Raw genomic sequence first — 20,192 nt, forward strand, 5'->3', positions numbered from 1 at the left:
ATCTTCCCCACGGCATCTCAGGGGGCCAGCCGATGCAGATCTCTCGGGAACAGCGTCGCGAGCCGCACATTGTCGGCACCGATCATCCTGGCCACGAACCGTTCGAGCCCGAGGGCGAAGCCGCCGTGCGGCGGCATCCCGGCGGCGAAGGTCGCCAGATAGCCCTCGTACGGCTCCGTCGGCTCACCCCGGGCGGCCAGTGCCTCCAGGTAGTCCTGGTGCCGATGCAACCGCTGCCCGCCGGTGATCAGCTCCAATCCGCGGAAGAGCAGGTCGAAGCTGTTGGAATACTCCGGCCGGACCGGCTCCGGGTGGGTGTAGAAGGGGCGCTTGGCCATCGGATAGCCGGTGACGAAGAGGAAGTCGCTGCCGTGCTGCCGCACCGCCCACTCGCCCAACGCCCGCTCGTCGGCAGGAGCAAGATCGACTGTTTGTCCGTCATGGTCCTTTCCCAACCAGGCCATGGCATCCGCGAAGTGCAGCTGCGGGATCTCAGCCGGCACATCGGGCAGTGCGATGTCGAGCAGCTCCACCTCCGAGCGGCATCGGGCGACCGCGGCGACCATACCGGCGATCACCTGTCGGACCATGATCATCACGTCCTGATGATCATCGATGAATCCGAACTCGGCGTCCAGGCTGGTGTATTGGGCCAGGTGCCGCGCGGTGTCGTGCGGTTCGGCACGGAAGACCGGACCGGTCTCGTACACCCGCTCGAAGACACCGACCATCATCTGCTTGAAGAACTGCGGTGACTGGGCCAGGTAGGCCGGGCGGCCGAACCAATCCAGCCGGAAGACGTTGGCGCCCGACTCGGTCGCCGACCCGACGATCTTGGGCGTGTGGATCTCGGTGAATCCCTGGCTGTCCAGGACTCCCCGGAAACCTCCGACAGCCGCGGCGGCGATCGCATGGGTCGCCCGCAGCCGGGGATGCCGGAGCGAGACCGGTGCATGATCAAGGATCGTCGGCAGGGTGGCCGTGAGTTTGGGCCGGTAGAGGTCGAACGGCGGCGGTTGGGTGGCAGGCGACAGCACCGCGATCTCGGGCTCGCCCAACTCGACACCGCCTGGTGCCTGCGGGTTGCTGATCACCCGGCCGCTGATCCGTACGACGGACTCCTCGGGCGGGGCTGCGTAGGGTGGTGTGATCACGACCTGGGCCAGACCGGACCGGTCCCGGATAATCACGAAGATCACCGACTTGAGCTCCCGGATGCGGTGCACCCATCCGGAGATCTCGACGGTTTCCCCGGCGTGCCGGGGCAGCTCGGCCGCAAGCACGCGGCGCTCTTGGTGGTGGACCATCATGTCCTCCTGAAGGACATCGAGTGATCCCTCGGGAGTGCGGGCGATAAGGGAGATCGCTGTGCCACCGCACTTCGCCTGCCGGTACGACACCGGGCCGGCAGGCCTCTTTGTCCAACGTCAGCTCGGGAGTTGTCTTCACCCGGGGCGTACGGCCGCCTTTCCAGCTGCCGGCGGCTCTCTGGTCGTACGGTGACCCGGGCTACTTGTCTCCGTCATCGCGTTGGCAGAACGGTAGGACGCGCCGGGGTGGCGAGGCAACCGGAATTCTGCGGTGCGACTGCGACAGGGCACACTGTCGGCGTGGCTATCGCATTGATCACCGGAGGTTCCCGAGGTATCGGGGCAGCGACCGCGCTGGAGTTGGCCCGGTCCGGCGTCGACGTGGTGATCAACTATCGCGACAAGGCGGCCAGGGCCGAGAAGGTCGCCGATCAGGTCCGCGAGCTCGGCCGCCGGGCACTGACAGTCCGCGCCGACCTGACCGACGCCGCAGCGGTCGCTGCCATGGTCGAGCAGATCCAGGACGAGTTCGGTGGCCTGGACATCCTCGTGCTCAATGCCAGCGGTGGCCTGGAGCGGGACGTGGCAGCCGACTACGCGCTGCGACTGAACCGCGACGCCCAGGTCCGGCTCGCCGATCTCGCCAGCCAGACAATGATCAATGGCGGTCGGATCGTCTTCGTCACCAGTCACGAAGCGCACTTCTTCGGCGATCAGCCCACACTGCCGGAGTACGAACCGATCGCCGCCAGCAAGAACGCCGGTGAACGCGCCCTGGTGGCCCGCCGGGCGGACTACGCCGAGCACGGCATCGATCTGGTCGTGGTCAGCGGCGACCTGATCGACGGCACGATCACCGCCAAGCTGCTGGATCGCGTACGCCCCGGGTTGATCACCAGCCGCCGGGCCGAAGCGGGATATCTCCCGACGATCGACGATTTCGCTGCCAGGGTTGCCGAAGCAGCCCTGGCGCCGACGCCGGACAAGATCATCTTCGTCGGCGCGACCCGCTGACCGCCGGCCTCAGCGCCGACGCCCCGCACGCGGGACCCGGGCTGTGCTCTCCCTGATCACCAGCGCCGGCTCCATCATGATCTTCTCCCGGCGCCCCTGCGAACCGCCGCCTCCATCGCCGGACTCCGTTGAGGCCACCTCGGTCAGCAGCTGTTGGAAGGTCCGCCGGCCGAGCTCGTAGAAGTCGTAGTGCACCGTGGTCAACGCCGGGGTCAGGAATCCGGCTTCGGCGATGTCGTCGAAGCCCACCACGCTGACCCGCGCCGGCACAGCGGCGCCCGCCTCGTGCAGGGCCCGCAGCGCGCCGATCGCCATCAGATCGTTGGCCACGAAGATCGCCGTCACGTCCTGGTCCCGGATCGCCTCCCGAGCCAGCTCGTATCCGGATGCGGGCGACCAGTCCCCGACCAGCATCGCGGCCGGTTCCAGGTCGGTGGCGGCCAGGGTGTCCCGCCAGCCGAGGTTGCGCTCCACCGCCTCCAACCGATCCTGCGGCCCGGCGATGTGACAGATCCGTCGGTGTCCGAGCTCGATCAGGTGGGTCGTGGCCAGCTCGGCGCCCCGGTGCTGGTCGACGGCGACCACCGGCGTGTGTCCTTCGATGCCCTCCATGGCGACCATCGGCGTCGACAGCGCCGTCACCAGCGAGTCATCGAGCCCGACGTGCGGGGCGTTGACGACGATCCCCGCCACCGACCGCATCTGCAGATAGTCAACTGCATCGGCGATCGAGGCCGGCGTCAGCTCCGGCAGGATCGACATGGTGACCGAGTAGCCGAGGGCCCGGGCACCCTGTTCGATGCCCGCCAGTGCCGAGGTAGGGCCGTCGACGGCTCCCTCCATCGTCACCACACCGATCGTCCGGGACCGACCGCTGCTGAGCGCCTGGGCCGCGAGGTTGGGGCGATAGTTGAGCTGTTCGGCCGCATCGACCACCCGGTCACGGGTCTGTCCGCTGACCGATCCTCGGTTGTTCAGGACTCGCGAGACCGTCATCGTCGAAACCCCGGCAAGGCGTGCCACGTCGTCAAGGCTCACCGTCTGCGACGACCTGGGTCGCTGCCTGCGGGTTCGTTCGGTCACGTGGTCGCCTCCCAACTCGCCGGTCCCGGGTCCGGCGGGATCAGCTGCCACACGACCACTCCGGGCAGGGCTCAGCCTATCGGGAGATCCGTTCCACTCCGCGGTGTCCAATCGAGGTTCCGTCAGCTGCCGACCGCTCGGCCTACGTCGACGCTGGTGTGGGCGATGGTGCCGTCGGGTCCGTGGTAGCGCAGGTGCAGCCGTCCGGTCAGCGACTGTGCCGGGAGCATGGCGCGCACAGAGATCGGTTCACTCAGCTCGAACGGCTTCACGGTCACCGATCCGATCTCGTCCACACCGCCATCGCCGCTGCGTGACCCCGCCGGCCCCCAGTCGCAGACCAGTTCGCCGGTCAGGACGCCGGGACCGTGATGAGAGATCCGGACGTCGAAACCGACCTCGCCGGTCTCGGTTCGAAGATCGCAGCCGGGTCGCAGCGGCGCCAGGTCGACGATGATCATCGTATCGGCATGACTGTCGGCAGATGTCAGACCAAGATCATCTTTTCGGGACCGGTCGTCGTGCAACAGGCCCGCCATCTCGTGTTCGATGTCGTAGAGCTCGGTGTAGACGTAGCCGTTGTGATCGGTCTGCCGTCTGAGCTCCTGCGTCTGCCAGCGCATCACCCAGGCTCTTTGCACGCTGGTCTGGCCGGTGCCGTATTCGCTGTTCAGGAGAGCCCACGGGCCGGGCGGTGGATCGACGAAGAGATGCTTGCGCTGCACACCGTCCAGGTCGATCAGGAATCCGGTGTCGATGCCGGACGCGATCCACTCCAGCTCGGAGATCCACGCGGCCTGATCGAGTGAGTAGATGTGCCAGTCGACAAGATCAGTGCGGACATGCTCCCAGCCGGAGTCGTCGATCACCGGCCGGCTGTCGTCCAGCGCCTTCGCCTTCTCGTACGCCTCAGCAAGGACGTGCTGCTTGACCAGGTCGTCGCGAACACCCCAGTCCAGACCCCATTCCTCGTTGTAGAGACCCCAGATGATGATGCTCGGGTGGTTCCGGTCCCGGTTGATCATGGGCTCGATCTGCTCGGCGAAGGCTTCGGCGGCAGCCTTCGAGTAGCGGCTGACGCTGGCCGGCTCCTCCCAGACCAACATGCCGATCCGGTCCGCGTAGTGCAACCACCGCGGATCCTCGAGCTTGATGTGCTTGCGAATCATGGTGAAGCCGAGTTGTCGCGCCAGGTCCAAGTCGGCAGTCAAGGCCTGGTAGGACGGAGCCGTCCAGCCGTGACCGGGCCAGAACCCCTGATCCAGCACGCCGCGCAGGAAGATCCTGTTGTCGTTGAGATACAGGTGTGGTCCGCGCACCTCGATCTTGCGGATCCCCGACACCACGGTCAGGCGGTCCAGGATCCCGCCGTCCCGGCGCAGCTCCGCCACCACCTGGTAGAGATGCGGGTCCTCGGGCGACCAGAGCCGCGGAGATTGCATGATCAACTCAGCCCGGCCGCCAGCCCCGATCTCGCCAGCCCCGATCTCGCCAGGCCCGATCTCGACACTGGGTCCGTCCAGCACGCTGAGGGTGATCGTGTCGCCGGGCTCGATCGCTCCCCCGGTCCGCACCACGGCGTCGAAACCGTCCAGACCGTCGCGGCTGAGCAGCTCGACAGCGGCGAGGTAGCCGGACGGCCGATGCTGCCACCAGACGCTCTGCCAGATGCCGCTGGTCGGCGCAAAGGAGCAACTGTCGTAGGGATCCACCGGCATCGACCGCTGTTTACCGTGCGGGATCGCTGCCTTGGACACCGGATTGGTGACCGCCACGCACAGCTCCACCCTGGATCCCGACTGCTGTGCCAGCTCGTCGGTGATGTCGACCTCGAAGGGAGTCTGCCCTCCGCGGTGATGGGCGACCCGGCGGCCAGACAGGTAGACCCGGCACTCGTGCTGGACGGCGCCGAACATCAGGACGAGACGATGCCCGGCCGGAGGCAGCGGTACGTCCCATTGCCGCCGATACCAACCGGACTCGAGCCAGTTCAGACCGACACCGGACGCATCGGTCTCCCAGCCGAACGGCACCGTGATCGTGTACGGCCAGGAGTCCGGTTGGCTGCCGGGACCGCCGGGAGCAAACTCCCAGGGCCCGTTCAGCAGCCCCCACGCCCCATCGCGTACGGCATCAGGTCGCGGGTAGTCGTGCATCGGGTCGACCGCGATCGGGTGATCTGTCATTGATCTTCCTTCTCGTTGCTGAGGCTGATCACCGACCAGCTCCTGGGTGGCAGCCGGCCGTGGACGACGCCGTCACGGGCTTCAACTCCCGACAGCAGTTGGGGCCCACCTGTCTCGGGCGTGCTCGGTTCGAGGACGATGTGATCGGCGACCAGGGTCATCGCCGATCCAACGGCCGTGTCCGGCCGGTCGATGATCTTGATCTCCACCGGTAGTGCGCTAGTAGTGCGATTGACCAGGAAGACCGACGTCGCCGATCCGTCGGTCGTGGCCGCACAGCCCAGCCCGGGCAGATCGCCGTACCGCCGGCTGGTCACCGTCGGGCCGTCGATCCTGGTCTGTAACGATCGTCCTCGGGCCAGCCGCGCAGTTGCGGCCATCGGATGGAAGGTCGTCTGCCGGAAGACCGATCCGTCCGGCCGGGTGACGATCGGTGCGCTGACGTTGACCAGTAGCGAGAGACAGGCGACGCCGATCCGATCCGAGTGGTTGATCAAGCTCACCAGCAGATCGCCCAGCACCACCGCGTCCAGCGACTGGTATCGGTCCTCCGCGATCGCCGGCCGGGCCCGGACCTCGTCCCGGGTGGTGGTTTCGGTGGGCCGGGAGGACCAGACATTCCATTCGTCGAAGGCGACCTTGATCCGCTTGTCGGACCGATGGCGCGCCGCAACGCCGTCGGCGAGCGCGATCACCTCATCCAGATATCGGCCCATCGCGTATCCGGAGCCGAGGAAGTCCGGCTCCGGCTGGCGTCCGTCGTAGTAGGCGTGGATCGACAGCTGGTCGGCGATGTCCCAGGTCGTGTCCAGGACCGTCTGGTCCCAGGATCCGTAGCTGGCCATCTCGCGATTGGAGCTGCCGCTCACGACCAGCTCGATGGACGGATCGACCTGCTTCATCGCGTGACCGGCGGCCAGGGCGCGTCGGGCGTACGCCTTGGCGTCGACATGGCCGAGTTGCCACTCGCCGTCCATCTCGTTGCCCAGACACCACAGCCGGACGTCATAGGGGTCGCTGCGTCCGTTGCGCCGGCGCCAGTCGCTGTAGCGGGTCGGGGTTGCGGTGTTGCAGTATTCGACCAGGGCGGCGGCCGCTTCGGCGCCTCGGGTGCCGAGGTTCACGGCCATCATCGGCTCCAGCTGGTTCCGCTCCGCCCAGCCGAGGAATTCATCGGTGCCGACCTGGTTCGATTCGATCGACCGCCAGGCCAGCTCGAAGGTGGACGGTCGCTCCGACCGGGGGCCGACGCCGTCCTCCCAGCGGTAGCCCGAGACGAAGTTGCCGCCGGGATAGCGGACCAGCCGGACGCCGAGCGCGCTGATCAACTCCTCGACGTCGTGGCGGAAGCCATGCTCGCCGGCCGTCGGATGATCAGGTTGGTAGATGCCCTCATAGACACAGCGGCCCATGTGTTCCACGAACGATCCGAACAGCCGTGGTTCGATCGGCCCGCGGTCGAATTCGGTGCACAAGGTCACCCGGGCCGGCCCGTCGTGGGTCATGCGGTTGTCTCCTCGGTGTGTCGGGTCAGCGGGTGCTGCCGGCCAGTAGGCCGGCGATGAAGTGCCGCTGGAGTGCGACGAAGATGATCACGGTCGGGATGGTGGCGAAGGCACTGGCCGCCATCAGCTGGCCCCAGAGATCGGCGCTGCTGGTCGACATCTGGGATCCGCTGACATTGGTCGCCAGCCCGGCGAGCAACACGGCCAGGGTCTGCATGTCCTGGGAGTTGATCGCGACGATCGGCCAGACGAGATCGTTGTAGATGTTGAAAAGGCTCAGCACCGCCAGCGCCGCCAGTCCCGGCCGGATGACCGGCACGATCACCGAGTAGAAGACCCGCAGGATTCCGGCTCCGTCGATCTTCGCGGCATCGATCAACTCGTCCGGCACGTCGCTGATCACCTGGCGCATCCAGAAGACGCTGAACGCGTCGATGGCTCCCGGGAGGATCAGTGCCTGGAAGGTGTTCACCCAGCCCAGTTCGCCCATCTGGACCAGGAGCGGGATGATCAGGACCAGCGTCGGCAGCATCAGCGTCATCATCACGAAGCCGAAGAGCTGACGATTGAACGGGAAATCGAATTTGGCGAATCCGTAGCCGGCCAGCGGGCAGAACACCATGGTGATGCCGCCCTTGATGCCGACCACGACGGCGGTATTGCCCAGCGCCCGGATGATCGGCACGTTGGCGAACATCGCCTGCCAGTTCCGCAGGCTGAAGTCTCGGGGATCGAAGCCGAGCGGATCGTTGAGGATCAGCGATCCCGGCCGCAGCGAGTTGACGATCATCCACCACAGCGGGAAGCAGAAGGCCAGGCAGACCAAGACGATGACGATCCCGGCGACCACACGCCGCGGGATCGCGGCCCGTTCCTTTCGGTCGCCGACTGTGCGCACATCGGTGCGGAGGTCACCGGACATCGTGTCGGACACCATCACTCCTCCGATCTCAGCAACCGGACCGATACCAGCGAGAGGATCAGCACCAAGATCACCAGCAGGAACGAGTTCGCCGCACCGGTGCCGAGGTCCGAAGCGCCGATGTGGTTGTACAGGTACAGACCCGACGTTTGCGAGCTCGTGTACGGGCCGCCCTTGGTCAGGATGTACGGCTCGACGAACATCTGCGATATCCCCAACGTGGACACGACGACGAAGAACGCCGTGGCCCTGCGAACCAACGGCACCGTGATCGAGAAGAACGTGCGCAGCGGCCCGGCACCATCGATCGCGGCGGCTTCGTACACCTCACGCGAGATCTGCTGGACGGCGGCGAGCATGATGATCAGCGCGAATCCGCTGCTCTTCCACAGGATGAAGAGCGCGATCGTCGGCTTGGACCAGAAGGTTGTCGTCAGCCATCCGATCTTGGGCAGGCCGACCGCGGCCAGGATGTAGTTCGTCACACCGAAGTTGGTGTCGAACAACAGGATGAACGCCTGCGCCATCGCCGCGACCGGGGTGACGTAGGGAAGTATCGTCACGGTCCGCAACACCTTCGCGTACCAGCGGCCACTGCGCGACAACGCTGCGGCGACGGCGATCGCGAGCACCGTCTGGACGGGCACGATCAGCAGCCACACCGCACCGGAATTCAGCAGCGATCCCCAGAAGTCCGAGTTGGTCAGCAGGTACGTGTAGTTGGACAAGCCGATCCAGTGCAGCGTCCCGGACCCGTGCCAATCGGTGAAGCTCAGCTGGATGGCGAAGATCAGCGGATAAGCGCCGAAAGCAGCGAACAGTACGAAGAACGGCAGGATCAGCAGATATCCCGCCCACCATTGGCGCGGCAACCTGCGCCGGGTCGTCGTCGCCCGGCGCAGCCCGGTTCGTGAGCCGGCGAGCGCGGTCATCGCTGCCTGTCGACCAGATTCTTCTGGATCTGCTCGGTCGACTTGGAGATCACGTCATCGACGCTCATCGAGCCGTCGATCATCTTCTGCATGTTGACGCCGAGATAGTTGGCCGCCTGGTTGAACCACGGCGGGATCCGATAGCCCGGCGGGATGGCCAGCGCGGCCTTGGTGTCGACCGGCCACAGATCCTGGTTTCCCAGTTGGGAGACCGGCTTGAACAAGGCAGGGCCGTTGAGCGCCGCCTTGACTGACGGCAGCGAGGTGTTCAGCCCGTTCGCGTAGGTCTTGTTGGGCCCGTAGACGGTCGAGTAGCCGATCTTGTTGTAGAGCGCGAATTCGTAGAACAGCCAGGCGAGCTCAGGATTCTTCGCCTTCAACGGAATGACGAAGGAGCTGCCGCCCATCACACCGGACCGGGCGCCGCCTTCCTTCCAGGCCGGCAGCTGGGTGACCCGCCACTTGCCGACCGACTTCTTCAGGCCCGACTGGGGCAGGAAGTCGAACCAGATTGCCCACGGGACAAGGGAGATGGTGTCGTTGTCGAGCATCGCGATCTGGCCGGTACTGGCGAATTTGGTCCGAGCACCAAGGCCATGGTCGGCGACCTGCTTGATCCAGGTCAGGGCATTCCTGGTGGCTGGAGTGTCAATCGTCAGCTTGCCTTCACCGTCGACCAGGCCGCTGCCCTGCTGCTGGTTGACCAACATCATCAGCCACTGCAGCCCGAGATTGGAGTCCTGCTCGAGCGGGATCGGCTTGGCCTTCGGATTCTTGGATTTGATCTTGTCCGCGGCGTCGAGCAGCAGGTCGTAGCTGGTCAGCGAGTCCGGATCGACGCCGGCCCGGGACAGGATGTCCTCGCGATAGTAGAGCAGACCGGGATCGGTATCCCAGGGGATGCCGACCAGCTTCCCGTCGATCGTGTTGACGTCGAGCTTGAACTGGACCGTGTCGGACAAGTGCGGCTTCATCAGCGTCGACAAGTCGTAGAGATGGTCGGCCTGGCCGACGATGTTGACGTCCTCGTAGAAGGATCCGTCGGGGACGGCGGTGCCGCTGATCAAGGTCGGCGGGAGCTTGGTGTCGATATCCAGCCCGACCATGTCGACCGTGATCTTCGGGTAGACCTTGTTGAAGGCAGGTATCACCGTCTTGAAGACCTTGAGCAGATCGTCGTTGCGCATCCAGAGGGTGATCGACCCGCTGGCCGTGGGACTCGGTTGGGGTTTCAGCGGTTGCTGCGAGGTGGACGATCCCGGCGTGCAGGCCATCAGTGCCGACGAGGTGGCCGCCAAGCCGCCGAGCCCCGCAGCCGCCCTGAGCAGCGAACGCCGATCCAGCATCCGCTCGCGTAACTGATTCGTGTGAGTGTGACCGGTCATCGTTGACCTTCCAGGTGGGCCGACCTTGGCCGGACCGCGACGGGTTTTCCATGATGTTAGCGCTAACAGTTAGCGCTAACAAGACCCACTCCGAGGTTTGACAACCAATGCCGCGAACCGAGCGCGGCTGACGATCAAGCGCTGCGGCGTGCCTGCTGGGATCGCAGCCGCAAGCTGTTGCTGACCACGAACACCGAGGAGAGCGACATCGCCGCACCCGCGATCAGCGGATTGAGCAGGCCGAAGGCGGCGAGCGGGATAGCCGCGACGTTGTAGGCGAAGGCCCAGATCAGGTTGCCTCGAATCGTCCGCAACGTCCGGCGGGCGAGGTGGATCGCATCGGCGATCACGCCGAGGTGCTTGCGGACCAGGATCATGTCCGCCGACTTGAGCGCGATGTCGGTGCCGCTGAGCACCGCCAGGCCGAGGTCCGCGGTAGCCAGCGCGGTGGCGTCGTTGATCCCGTCACCGACCATGGCGACCTTGTGGCCCTCGGCCTGCAGGGCTGCGATCCGCTGGGCCTTGTCGGTCGGCAACACCCCTGCGACCACCCTGTCGATACCGAGCCGCTTCCCCACTGCCGTTGCCGCGCGTTCGTTGTCACCGGTCAGCAACACCGTCGTCAACCCGAGCTCCTTGATCGCCGCGACCGCCTCGGACGCCGAGGTCTTGATCCGGTCGGAGAGCACCAGCACACCGGCGACAGCAGCGTCGGCAGCCAACAGGACGGCCGTCTTGCCCGCCGTCTCGGCCTGGTCGATGATCGCTCCGGCCGCGGGCGGCAGGGTGACCGACCGGTCGTCGAGCAGCGTCCGGTTGCCGATCAACAACTCATGATCATCGATCCGGCCGGAGGCACCGAGTCCCGGCAGTGCCTGGAAGTCCTCGACCCTGAGGCCGATCCCGGCCGATGCTGCGATCGCCCGTCCGATCGGATGCTCGGAGTGCGATTCCAACCCAGCGGCCCAGCGGCGTACGAGATCCTCCGGTACCGCGCCGACGGCGGTGACCGATTCCAGTGTCATCTCGCCATCGGTCAGGGTTCCGGTCTTGTCCAGCACCACGGTGTCGATGGTGCCGCTGGCCTCGAGCGCCTCCGGGCCCTTGATGACGATGCCGAGCTGGCCGGCCCGTCCGACGCCCACCATCAGTGCCGTCGGCGTCGCCAGTCCCATCGCGCAGGGGCAGGCGATGATCAACACCGAGATCGCAGCGCTGAAGCCCGCGCTCACCGATCCGTTGATCAACAGCCAGCCGAAGAAGGTCACCAGGGCAATCGCCAGCACCACCGGGACGAAGATCGACACCACCTTGTCGACCAGCCGCTGCACCCGCGCCTTGCGGGCCTGCGCCTGTTCGGCGAGCTGGGCCATCTGCGCCAGCTGGGTGTGGCCGCCGACGGCGACAGCCCGCACCAGGAGCCGGCCGTTCAGTGCGATCGTGCCGCCCAGCACCCGGGCGCCCCGGCCGATCTCAGCCGGCACCGGTTCGCCGGTCATCATCGAGGTGTCCACCGCCGACATCCCGTCGACGACTTCACCGTCGGCGGCGATCGTCTCGCCCGGGCGGACCGAGAATTCCTGCCCGGCTTGGAGTTTGCCGATCGGGATCTCGAATTCACGGCCGTCCACCAGGACTCGTACGGTTTTGGCGGCCAGATCATTGAGCGCGCCGAGCACGTCCGCGGCAGATCGCCGGGCGCGTGCCTCGAAGTACCGGCCGGCCAGCAGGAAGGTCGTGACGACCGACGAGACCTCCAGATACATCGAGTCCGCACCGGCCGGTGTACGTCCCCAGCCGATCCAGTAGCCCGGTTGCGAGTCCAGACCGAAGGCGATCGTGACCACCGCGAAGAAGAACGCCGCCAGCACGCCGATCGAGACCAGGGTGTCCATACTGAAGGACCCGTGCCGGACGTTGCGCAGCGTTGCCCGGTGAAAGGGCCAGGCGCACCAGAAGACGACCGGAATCGCCAGCAGCACACAGAGCCATTCCCAACCAGGAAAGCGAAGATCCGGCACCAGCGCCAGCACGATGCCCAGGTTGCCCAGCGGCAGGGTGATCAACGCCGAGACCAGCAACCGCCTGAGCAGCCCCCGGGCGCGGTCCGGACGACTGGTCTCGTTGGGATCGGCGTCGCGGGCGACCGGGGTCGCCGAGTATCCGGCCTTCTTGACCGCCAGCACGAGTTCGTCGGTCGCCGACTGCGGCAGGCCGGTGATCACGGCGCGGTCGGTGGCGAAGTTGACGATCGCCCGGGCGTTGTCGACCTTGTTGAGCTTCTTCTCGATCCGCGTGGCGCACGCGGCACAGGTCATGCCGTCGATGTCCAACTCGATCCGGGTCGGCTGGCCCTCCTCGACCGCGGCCGGCAGGTCCTGTCGGATCGTCATGACCGTACGCCCCCGTCCTGGTGATCGTCCTGGCGATCGTCCTGATGATCATCACGCACAGCGGCTCGTTGTTGCTGGCTCCGGTCCCGCGCGGCCAGCGCGGCGAGCATCTCGTTGTAGGCCGCCAGCGAGTCGTCGTGCCCGGCATCGGCGGCCCTGTCCTTGCGCTTGGCCTCGCGGGTGTCGTGGGCGAACCACTGGCCGACCAGAGCGATGATCACGATGAACAGCGGGATCTCGCCGGTGGCCCAGGTGACCTGGCCGCCGGCCCGTTGCTGGGCGGCAAGATCATGCAGCCACGGCAGGTCGAGCAATGTGTAGAAGTCCTGGCCGATGATCGCCCCGCCGGAGAGCACGGCGACCGCGAAGAACGCGTGGAACGGCATCGCGGCGAAGATGTAGCCCAGCTTGGCGATGTGCGGCAGCGACCGCGGCGGGCGATCGACGCCGATCACCAGCCAATAGAACAGGTAGCCGATGACCAGGAAGTGCACCGCCATCAGCTGATGCGCCCAGTGGTAGCGCATGGCCAGCCCGAACAGTGGCGAGAAATAGAGGATGTAGAGCGACCCGACGAAGATCAGCCAGACCAGGATCGGGTTGAGCAGCACAGCGACCAACCGCCAGCTGAGCACCTGACTGACAACGTCGTGCAGTCCGACCGGCTGGCCGGCGCCATGGGCCTTGCTGGTCCGCAGCATCAAGGTGATCGGGCCGCCGAGCACCATCAGCACCGGCGCACCCATGTTGAGGGTCATGTGCACGACCATGTGCCAGCTGAAGGTGGCCGAGGAGTAGGTCCACATCCGCGACCCGATCAGGACCACGACCATCAGCCAGCCGGCGGTCCAGCAGAGCAGCCGGTTGACCGGCCAGGCGTTGCCGGCCCGCCTGACCCGGACGTAACCCCACGCGTACAGGCCGATCATCACCACGGAGACGGTGAGCAGCAGTAGATTCGGCCGCCCCGGCAGGAACGCCAGCGACACCTGCGGCGGGTGCGGGACGTTGTAGCCGAGATAGTTCTGGGTGGGGGTCTGCGGTGCCGGGTAGCGGGCCGGGATCAATCGCAGCAGCGCGGCCTGGACGCCGAGCAGCAGGATGACGAGGGCGAGATCGATGCCGTTGGCGGTGATCACGCGCCGCGTCGGTTCGTCGTCCAGTGCACGAACGGCCCGCCACCGCAGGAGGGTCCTGATGCCCAGCACCATCAGGATGGCCAGGATCGTCAGGATGCCGACGCCGTACGGGGATGTCAGCGGCGACTGCCCGGCCTGCTCGAAGATGCCGATGCCGGCCCGGCTGATGAGCGCGACCACGACGGCGACCGCCCCGACCCGGGCTGTACGCAGGAAGGCCCGGTGGGCGCCGATGCCGTCGGCCGTCGCCCGGGTCGCCCAGATGGCTGCGAACCACAGGGTGGTCGCCAGGGTGAAGATGATCGCCGCGTCGGTGGCCAGATCGTGCCCGGTGCCGACCGAGACCTGGGCCGTGACGACCGTCGGCAGCGATGCCAGCACGGACAGGATGGTCATGCCGATCACCCAGCGCCAGGTCGTACTGAGCCAGCAGCCGATCGCCAGCGCGCCGGCCGTGACGGCGATCAGCAGCCAGGCCTGAGTGTTCTGGTTGGCGGACAGATAATCGCCCAGGGCGCCCAGGACGCACGGGATCGGGTCACCGGCAGTGTCGGCGGCGCTGATCGGGATCAGGACGATGGCCGCAATCGCCCACACGCTCGCGAACCGCCGCGCGGTGGCGAGCAGCCGGTAATCGCGGTGGCTGAGCTTCCAGCCCGCGCCGCGCTGCGGATGGCGATAGCCCCACGCCACCGACAGCAGCGAACCGACGGTGCCCAGGGCGGCCAGAGCCGCGATCCACTCCAGCGGACCGGCGATGAAGCCGGTGATCGCGGCCGTGTTCTCCCGCCCGGGCAGCTTCGGCTGTCCGATCTGCCAGGCCTGGGCCACGATCACGACGGCAACCGACAGCACGACCGCGATCCCGAGCACGATCCGGGCGGGCGTGCCGAACCGGGAGGCCGGCGCCGGCCCGGCGGTCTCGGCCGCGGCCACAGCCTCCACCTGCTCGCTCTTGGTGTCCATCGGGTCCATTCTCACCCCGTACGTCCCCGGCCGGAGAATCTGTCCACTACCGCTTGTCGTAGACGCAGGATCGCGAGGCCGTGCGCGGAGGGCGACCTCAGTCCCGCGTCCGGACCGACCCGGACATAATGATCTCGTGCCAACGACGTCTGATCTCGAACCGACCGACACGATCAAGACCGAGTGGGAGCGGCTCGATGAGCGCTTCACCATCGGCGGTGACCGCACCGTGCAACGCCTGTTCACCGGCGGCGCCTGGCTGGAGGGACCGCAGTGGTTCGCCGCCGGTCGCTATCTGGTCTTCAGCGACATCCCCAACAACCGGATCCTGCGCTGGGACGAGACCACCAATCAGGTCGGCGTCTTCCGCAATGCGTCCGGCTACACCAACGGCCACACCATCGACAACCAGGGCCGTCTGGTCAGCTGCGAGCACGGCGGCCGCCGGGTGTCGCGGACCGAATTCGACGGCTCGGTGATCACGCTGGCCGACAACCTGGGCGGCAAGCGGCTCAACAGTCCCAACGATGTGGTCGTCGCGCGCGACGGGTCGATCTACTTCTCCGACCCCGCCTACGGCATCGACACCGACTACGAGGGGTTTGCGGCGGAGTCGGAGATCGGCGCCTGCCACCTCTTCCGGATCTCCCCGGACGGTGAGCTGAGCATCGCGGCCGACGACTTCGATCGGCCCAACGGACTGGCGTTCACCCCGGACGAGTCGCAACTGCTGGTGGTCGACTCCGAACGCGGGCACATCCGCAGCTTCGACTACGCCGACGGCAAGCTCTCCGGCGGCGACGTGGTGATCGAGAACTCCGGCGGCGCGGACGGGATCCGCTTCGACAATCAGGGCAGGCTGTGGACCGCGACCCACGAGGGCCTGCGGATCTACACCCCGGAACTGGAGCCGATCGGCAAACTGCATCTGCCCGAGATCGCGTCCAACCTCAGCTTCGGCGGTGCCAAGCTCAACCAGGTCTTCATCACCGCGACCACCTCGCTCTACACGCTGCGGGTGAACGCCACCGGCGCTCGCTGATCACCAATCGTTCACGCCAGGGAGGCGCGCATGGACAAGGTCGTCCGCACTCCGGCCGAGGCGGTCGCCGGGATCAGCTCGGGTTCGACGGTCGGGTGCGGCGGCTTCGGTATCTGCGGGATTCCGAACACGTTGATCACTGCCCTGCTCGACGCCGGCACGACCGATCTCGAGGTGGTGTCGAACAACTGTGGCGTCGACGACTGGGGTCTGGGGATTCTGCTGGCCAACAAGCGGATCCGGCGGATCGTCGCCTCCTATGTCGGGGAGAACAAGGAATTCGCCCGGCAGTATCTGGAAGGTGAGCTGGAGGTCGAGCTGACGCCGCAGGGCACGCTGGCCGAGCGCCTGCGGGCCGCGGGATCGGGCATTCCCGCCTTCTTCACCGCGACCGGGGTCGGCACCCAGATCGCCGACGGTGGGCTGCCGTGGCGTTACGACTGCGCCGGCGGGGTGGCGGTCGAGTCGCCGGCCAAGGAGACCCGCACCTTCGACACTCCCGAGGGTGAGAAGCCGTACGTCCTCGAGCGCGCGCTGGTCTGCGACTTCGGATTGGTGCATGCCTGGAAGGGCGACCGGCACGGCAATCTGGTCTACCGGTCGTCAGCGCAGAATTTCAATCCGCTGGTGGCGATGGCCGCCCGGGTCACGATCGCCGAGGTCGAGGAACTGGTGGAGCCGGGCGAGCTGGATCCGGCGGAGATCCACACTCCGGGCGTCTACGTGCACCGGGTGCTGCAGCTGAGTCCGGAGCAGAACCAGAAGCGGATCGAACGGCTGACCGTACGCCCCCGGCCAGAGGTCCCTGAGCCTGTCGAAGGGGAGGAGGTACGGCGTGAGCTGGACGCGTGATCAGATGGCTGCCCGGGCGGCTGCGGAGTTGCCGGACGGCAGTTATGTGAATCTGGGGATCGGGTTGCCGACGCTGGTGCCGAATTTCGTCCCGGACGAGGTCGAGTTGGTGTTGCAGTCGGAGAACGGGCTGCTCGGGGTCGGCGCCTACCCCTACGCCGGCGACGAGGATCCTGATCTGATCAACGCCGGCAAGGAGACCGTGACGCTGCGGCGCGGGGCGTCGATCTTCGACTCGGCGACCTCGTTCGGGATGATCCGCGGCGGCAAGATCGATGCCGCGATCCTGGGTGCCATGCAGGTCTCGGCCGCCGGTGACATCGCGAACTGGATGATCCCGGGCAAGATGATCAAGGGCATGGGCGGTGCGATGGATCTCGTGCACGGCGCCAAGCGGGTGATCGTGTTGATGGAACACGTCGCCAAGGACGGCTCGTACAAGATCGTCAACGAGTGCTCACTGCCCTACACCGGCCGCGGTGTGGTGGACCGGATCATCACCGACCTCGGTGTCATCGACGTCACGCCACAAGGCTTGAAGATCATCGAGCTGGCGCCGCGGGTCGGCGAGGACGAGCTTCGCGAGAAGACCGAACCACCACTGGTCAACTGAATTCCATGATCAACTGAACGAAAGAGGATGGCGCAGGTGTGGGCCTATCGGATGCAAGGACCGGGATTCGTGGAGCGGTACGAGGTGCCCGACGACACCACGCCGCTCGGCCCCCACAAGGTGCGGCTGCGGCTGCTGGTCGCCGGCCTGTGTGGCAGCGACATGCCGCGCTTCAACGGCACCGTGGTCGGCCGGATCCCCGGTCCGCTCTCCGACGGGGCGCCGATGCACGAGGTGGTCGCCGAGGTCCTGGAGAGCACCAGTGATCGACTGCAGGTCGGCCAGCGAGTCGTCGGGACCACCGGGCACACCGGGCTGTGCGAATTCCTCACCACCTCGGATTCCTTGCTGATCGGCGTTCCCGACGAGTTGGACGATGTCGAGGCGGTGACGATCCAGTCGCTCGGCACCGTGCTGCGGGCTGCCGACGAGTTGCCGGACCTCAGTGGCTGCCGGACCGCGGTGATCGGTGCCGGACCGATCGGCCTGAGCTTCTGTCATGTCCTGAAGCAGTACGGTGCCGGTCACGTCACCGCGATCGACCCGATCGACCGCCAGGACGTCGCGATCCGCTACGGAGCCGACGAATTCGTCCGGATGAACAGCCGCCACTGGCTGCAGACGTTGTCTGCCGACGAGCGGCCGCAGGTGACCATCGAGGCCGTCGGCCACCAGCACGTGACGATCGGCAACGCGATCGCGGCAGTCGCCCAGGGCGGCTTCGTCTACGGCTTCGGCACGCCGGACGACGACGATTACGTGCTCGACTATCGCGACATCTACGAGCGCAACCTCACGCTGTCCTCCGGTCACACGATCGACGACTGGCCGACCGTCCTGGAGAAGGGACGCGACTACCTCCTGAAGCACCGCGAGGATTTCGCCGACTACGTGTCGCACGTGGTCGCGGCCGCCGAGGCCCAGACGGCGTACACGCTGTATGCCCGGCCGCAGGTCGGGAGGTTGAAGGTCGCGATCGTCAACCGTGACCTCACCGGGAGCTGATCACCGGGGCATCAGCCACACCCGGCTGCGAGCCGTCATCAGGTAGGCCGAGGCCGCGGGCCGGAACATCGCGATCAGTCCGCCCGGGACCAGGACCAGCTGGATGGTCCGCAGCAGCGAAAACACCGGACGCGCGTCACCACCGAAGGCGGAGCGCAGATCCGTCGCTGCCACCAGTTGCGGGGTCAGCGGGATCGTCAGGGTGCCGAGCCACAGCATCCCGAACATGATCAACAACGCCCACCGGGCCCAGCGACGGCCGGCGTAGAGCTGGTCGGCGACCAGCGGGCCGGCGGCGTAGACGACGGCCCGGGCAGCGATCTGCACGCCGTCGGCCACCGACAGTCCGACGGTGTCGTCCCACTGCGCGACCGCCAGTGCCGATTCGACGATGCCGGCGACAATCGCCAGCGTGATGGCACAACTTCCGCCCACGATCGCCAGAGGTCTGGTCATACGGACCACGATCGCCGAAGCCGTGCAGGGTTGCGATCCGGCGACCCGGACAGTCCGGGGTGTGGCTAACCCCCCGAACGTTCTCCCCCGGGCCGGGGCGCCTGGTACTGGCCATAGCCACCTCCGGCCGGATAGCCGGCAATCGGGGTCGACGAGCGGTTGGCGCCGATGGCGACCGCCAGCACGATCAGCGGGATCAGCCCGAGGATCATCGCGCCGAGCCCCCAGACGATGGTGACCACACTGGCAGGCATGTTCATCTCAGCCATCATCACCGGCAGCAGTCGGCTGGCCATCTGGGTGATCACGCCGATGAGACCGGCGAGCCCGAATCCGAGCATCCCCAATGACCGGGCACGTCCCTGCGCCTTCACGGCCACGATGATGAAGCCGATGACCGGCCCCAGGACGCCGAACAGGACTCCACTCAACACCGCCAGCACCATAGGATCACACTCCCTTTCCGTCCGCGACAGAGTAGTGGGAGTCAGGACCATGACATCGCGGGTCGAGCCGGACCGATCGCACTTGATTGACGGCCGGTGCGGCAGGGAAATATCAGGGCATGGATGCCAGTGCGCACCAGGCCGCTCGTAAGGTCGATCGCGCCACCGCCGAAGCCGGACACAGCCAGGCCGTCGCCGTGTTGGTGGCGGTCGGCCTGATCGCGTACGGGATCGTTCACCTGACCATCGCCTGGGTCGCTCTGCAGGTCGCCTGGGGCAGCGCGTCGAATTCGGCGAGTCAGCAGGGCGCCATCGCCGAACTGGCGAGCACGCCGGTCGGACCGCTGCTGTTGTGGGTGCTGGCCGTCGGCTTCTTCGCCCTGCTGCTCTGGCGGCTGATGCTGGCCGCCCGGGGCTTCTCCTGGTTGCCACGACGGCGACGCACCCGGAAGCGGATCGGGTCCCTCGGGCAGGCCGTGGTGTACGGCTACCTAGGCGTGACCTCGCTGAAATTCGCCATCGGCACCGGCTCGAGCAGCAGTCGCAGCAAGACGATCACCGGTCAGCTGATGGACAACACCGCCGGCCGGATCCTGCTGGTGGTGGTGGCCGCCGGTGTGGTGGCAGTGGGTATCGGCCTGATCGTCAAAGGCATCCGCGCGTCCTTCACCACCGAGCTCGAAGGCGGCGGTCGAGCGCTCGTCAGGCTGGGCCAGATCGGCTACATCGCCAAAGGCATTGCCTTCCTGATCGTCGGCTGCCTGCTCGCCCTTGCGACGATCCGGCACCACCCGGGCCAGGCCGGCGGACTGGACGCCGCGGTGCACGCGATCAAGAACCAGCCGTACGGCCCGGTCCTGTTGACCGTGCTCGCCGCCGGGATCGCCTGTTTCGGCGTGTACTGCTTCGGCTGGGCCCGCCGGGCCCGAACGTCCTGATCAAC

General features: G+C 66.8%; 17 protein-coding genes. 6 read left to right on the top strand and 11 right to left on the bottom strand.

Going from position 1 to position 20,192, the window contains the following annotated elements:
- Positions 1-17 precede the first annotated feature (17 nt).
- Positions 18-1,307, bottom strand: a complete 1,290-nt coding sequence (gene aspS, locus IEY07_RS17560) for an aspartate--tRNA(Asn) ligase (RefSeq protein ID WP_188896712.1) — start codon at positions 1,305-1,307, stop codon at positions 18-20.
- Positions 1,308-1,610: 303 nt separating this feature from the next.
- On the opposite strand from aspS, the gene IEY07_RS17565 reads away from it, so the two are divergent.
- A complete protein-coding gene (locus IEY07_RS17565; RefSeq protein WP_229670250.1) occupies positions 1,611-2,324 on the top strand; it encodes an SDR family oxidoreductase in 714 nt (237 codons plus the stop codon).
- A 9-nt stretch (positions 2,325-2,333) separates the two neighbouring features.
- Here IEY07_RS17565 and IEY07_RS17570 read toward each other — a convergent pair whose 3' ends face one another.
- The 8 genes from IEY07_RS17570 to IEY07_RS17605 all read right to left on the bottom strand — a co-directional run bounded on the left by IEY07_RS17570 (position 2,334) and on the right by IEY07_RS17605 (position 14,835).
- Positions 2,334-3,458, bottom strand: a complete 1,125-nt coding sequence (locus IEY07_RS17570; protein ID WP_308422954.1) for a LacI family DNA-binding transcriptional regulator — start codon at positions 3,456-3,458, stop codon at positions 2,334-2,336.
- Positions 3,459-3,529: 71 nt separating this feature from the next.
- Positions 3,530-5,593, bottom strand: a complete 2,064-nt coding sequence (locus IEY07_RS17575; RefSeq protein WP_229670251.1) for a glycoside hydrolase family 2 protein — start codon at positions 5,591-5,593, stop codon at positions 3,530-3,532.
- Entirely contained in the window at positions 5,590-7,098 is a 1,509-nt protein-coding gene (locus IEY07_RS17580; RefSeq protein WP_188896714.1) for an alpha-N-arabinofuranosidase, read from the bottom strand. The genes IEY07_RS17575 and IEY07_RS17580 overlap by 4 nt, the downstream gene beginning before the upstream one ends.
- Positions 7,099-7,123: 25 nt before the next feature.
- A complete protein-coding gene (locus tag IEY07_RS17585; protein ID WP_229670253.1) occupies positions 7,124-8,032 on the bottom strand; it encodes a carbohydrate ABC transporter permease in 909 nt (302 codons plus the stop codon).
- 2 nt (positions 8,033-8,034) lie between these two features.
- The gene (locus IEY07_RS17590; protein WP_188896715.1) at positions 8,035-8,952 is read right to left on the bottom strand and encodes a carbohydrate ABC transporter permease; all 918 of its coding nucleotides are present in this window, start codon (positions 8,950-8,952) and stop codon (positions 8,035-8,037) included.
- Entirely contained in the window at positions 8,949-10,298 is a 1,350-nt protein-coding gene (locus IEY07_RS17595; protein ID WP_188896716.1) for an ABC transporter substrate-binding protein, read from the bottom strand. Before IEY07_RS17595 ends, IEY07_RS17590 begins: the two co-directional genes overlap by 4 nt.
- Positions 10,299-10,471: 173 nt before the next feature.
- Positions 10,472-12,730: a heavy metal translocating P-type ATPase gene (locus tag IEY07_RS17600; protein ID WP_188896717.1), complete on the bottom strand. Its 2,259-nt coding sequence runs from the start codon at positions 12,728-12,730 to the stop codon at positions 10,472-10,474.
- Entirely contained in the window at positions 12,727-14,835 is a 2,109-nt protein-coding gene (locus tag IEY07_RS17605; RefSeq protein WP_229670255.1) for a cytochrome c oxidase assembly protein, read from the bottom strand. The genes IEY07_RS17600 and IEY07_RS17605 overlap by 4 nt, the downstream gene beginning before the upstream one ends.
- A 136-nt stretch (positions 14,836-14,971) precedes the next feature.
- Between IEY07_RS17605 and IEY07_RS17610 the strand changes: the two genes are divergently transcribed.
- The 4 genes from IEY07_RS17610 to IEY07_RS17625 are packed head-to-tail and all read left to right on the top strand — an operon-like array spanning position 14,972 to position 18,347.
- Positions 14,972-15,877 carry an SMP-30/gluconolactonase/LRE family protein gene (locus IEY07_RS17610; protein ID WP_229670256.1) on the top strand — a complete coding sequence of 302 codons (906 nt, stop codon included), beginning with the start codon at positions 14,972-14,974 and terminating at the stop codon, positions 15,875-15,877.
- Positions 15,878-15,907: 30 nt separating this feature from the next.
- Positions 15,908-16,729: a CoA transferase subunit A gene (locus IEY07_RS17615; protein WP_188896720.1), complete on the top strand. Its 822-nt coding sequence runs from the start codon at positions 15,908-15,910 to the stop codon at positions 16,727-16,729.
- On the top strand, positions 16,713-17,342 hold the full coding sequence (locus IEY07_RS17620; RefSeq protein WP_188896721.1) for a CoA transferase subunit B: 630 nt from the start codon (positions 16,713-16,715) through the stop codon (positions 17,340-17,342). The genes IEY07_RS17615 and IEY07_RS17620 overlap by 17 nt, the downstream gene beginning before the upstream one ends.
- A gap of 27 nt (positions 17,343-17,369) precedes the next feature.
- Positions 17,370-18,347 (top strand): zinc-dependent alcohol dehydrogenase, encoded by a 978-nt coding sequence (locus IEY07_RS17625; RefSeq protein ID WP_188896722.1) that lies wholly within the window; start codon positions 17,370-17,372, stop codon positions 18,345-18,347.
- Here IEY07_RS17625 and IEY07_RS17630 read toward each other — a convergent pair whose 3' ends face one another.
- Both IEY07_RS17630 and IEY07_RS17635 read right to left on the bottom strand, forming a co-directional pair.
- Positions 18,348-18,803 (bottom strand): hypothetical protein, encoded by a 456-nt coding sequence (locus tag IEY07_RS17630; protein WP_188896723.1) that lies wholly within the window; start codon positions 18,801-18,803, stop codon positions 18,348-18,350.
- A 65-nt stretch (positions 18,804-18,868) separates the two neighbouring features.
- On the bottom strand, positions 18,869-19,237 hold the full coding sequence (locus tag IEY07_RS17635) for a hypothetical protein (protein ID WP_188896724.1): 369 nt from the start codon (positions 19,235-19,237) through the stop codon (positions 18,869-18,871).
- A 131-nt stretch (positions 19,238-19,368) separates the two neighbouring features.
- Between IEY07_RS17635 and IEY07_RS17640 the strand changes: the two genes are divergently transcribed.
- Complete coding sequence (locus IEY07_RS17640; protein ID WP_188896725.1) at positions 19,369-20,187, top strand: DUF1206 domain-containing protein; 819 nt, start codon at positions 19,369-19,371, stop codon at positions 20,185-20,187.
- Positions 20,188-20,192: the final 5 nt, after the last annotated feature.

Source organism: Microlunatus endophyticus (assembly GCF_014646195.1).
Lineage (GTDB): Bacteria > Actinomycetota > Actinomycetes > Propionibacteriales > Propionibacteriaceae > Microlunatus > Microlunatus endophyticus.

Bases quoted from the DNA above. Each gene is read 5' to 3' on its own strand.
- aspS (WP_188896712.1), bottom strand. From the start codon at position 1,307: ATGGTCCACCACCAAGAGCGCCGCGTGCTTGCGGCCGAGCTGCCCCGG.
- IEY07_RS17575 (WP_229670251.1), bottom strand. From the start codon at position 5,593: ATGACAGATCACCCGATCGCGGTCGACCCGATGCACGACTACCCGCGA.
- IEY07_RS17580 (WP_188896714.1), bottom strand. From the start codon at position 7,098: ATGACCCACGACGGGCCGGCCCGGGTGACCTTGTGCACCGAATTCGAC.
- IEY07_RS17590 (WP_188896715.1), bottom strand. From the start codon at position 8,952: ATGACCGCGCTCGCCGGCTCACGAACCGGGCTGCGCCGGGCGACGACG.
- IEY07_RS17595 (WP_188896716.1), bottom strand. From the start codon at position 10,298: ATGCTGGATCGGCGTTCGCTGCTCAGGGCGGCTGCGGGGCTCGGCGGC.
- IEY07_RS17600 (WP_188896717.1), bottom strand. From the start codon at position 12,730: ATGACGATCCGACAGGACCTGCCGGCCGCGGTCGAGGAGGGCCAGCCG.
- IEY07_RS17605 (WP_229670255.1), bottom strand. From the start codon at position 14,835: ATGGACACCAAGAGCGAGCAGGTGGAGGCTGTGGCCGCGGCCGAGACC.
- IEY07_RS17615 (WP_188896720.1), top strand. From the start codon at position 15,908: ATGGACAAGGTCGTCCGCACTCCGGCCGAGGCGGTCGCCGGGATCAGC.
- IEY07_RS17625 (WP_188896722.1), top strand. From the start codon at position 17,370: ATGGCGCAGGTGTGGGCCTATCGGATGCAAGGACCGGGATTCGTGGAG.
- IEY07_RS17630 (WP_188896723.1), bottom strand. From the start codon at position 18,803: ATGACCAGACCTCTGGCGATCGTGGGCGGAAGTTGTGCCATCACGCTG.
- IEY07_RS17640 (WP_188896725.1), top strand. From the start codon at position 19,369: ATGGATGCCAGTGCGCACCAGGCCGCTCGTAAGGTCGATCGCGCCACC.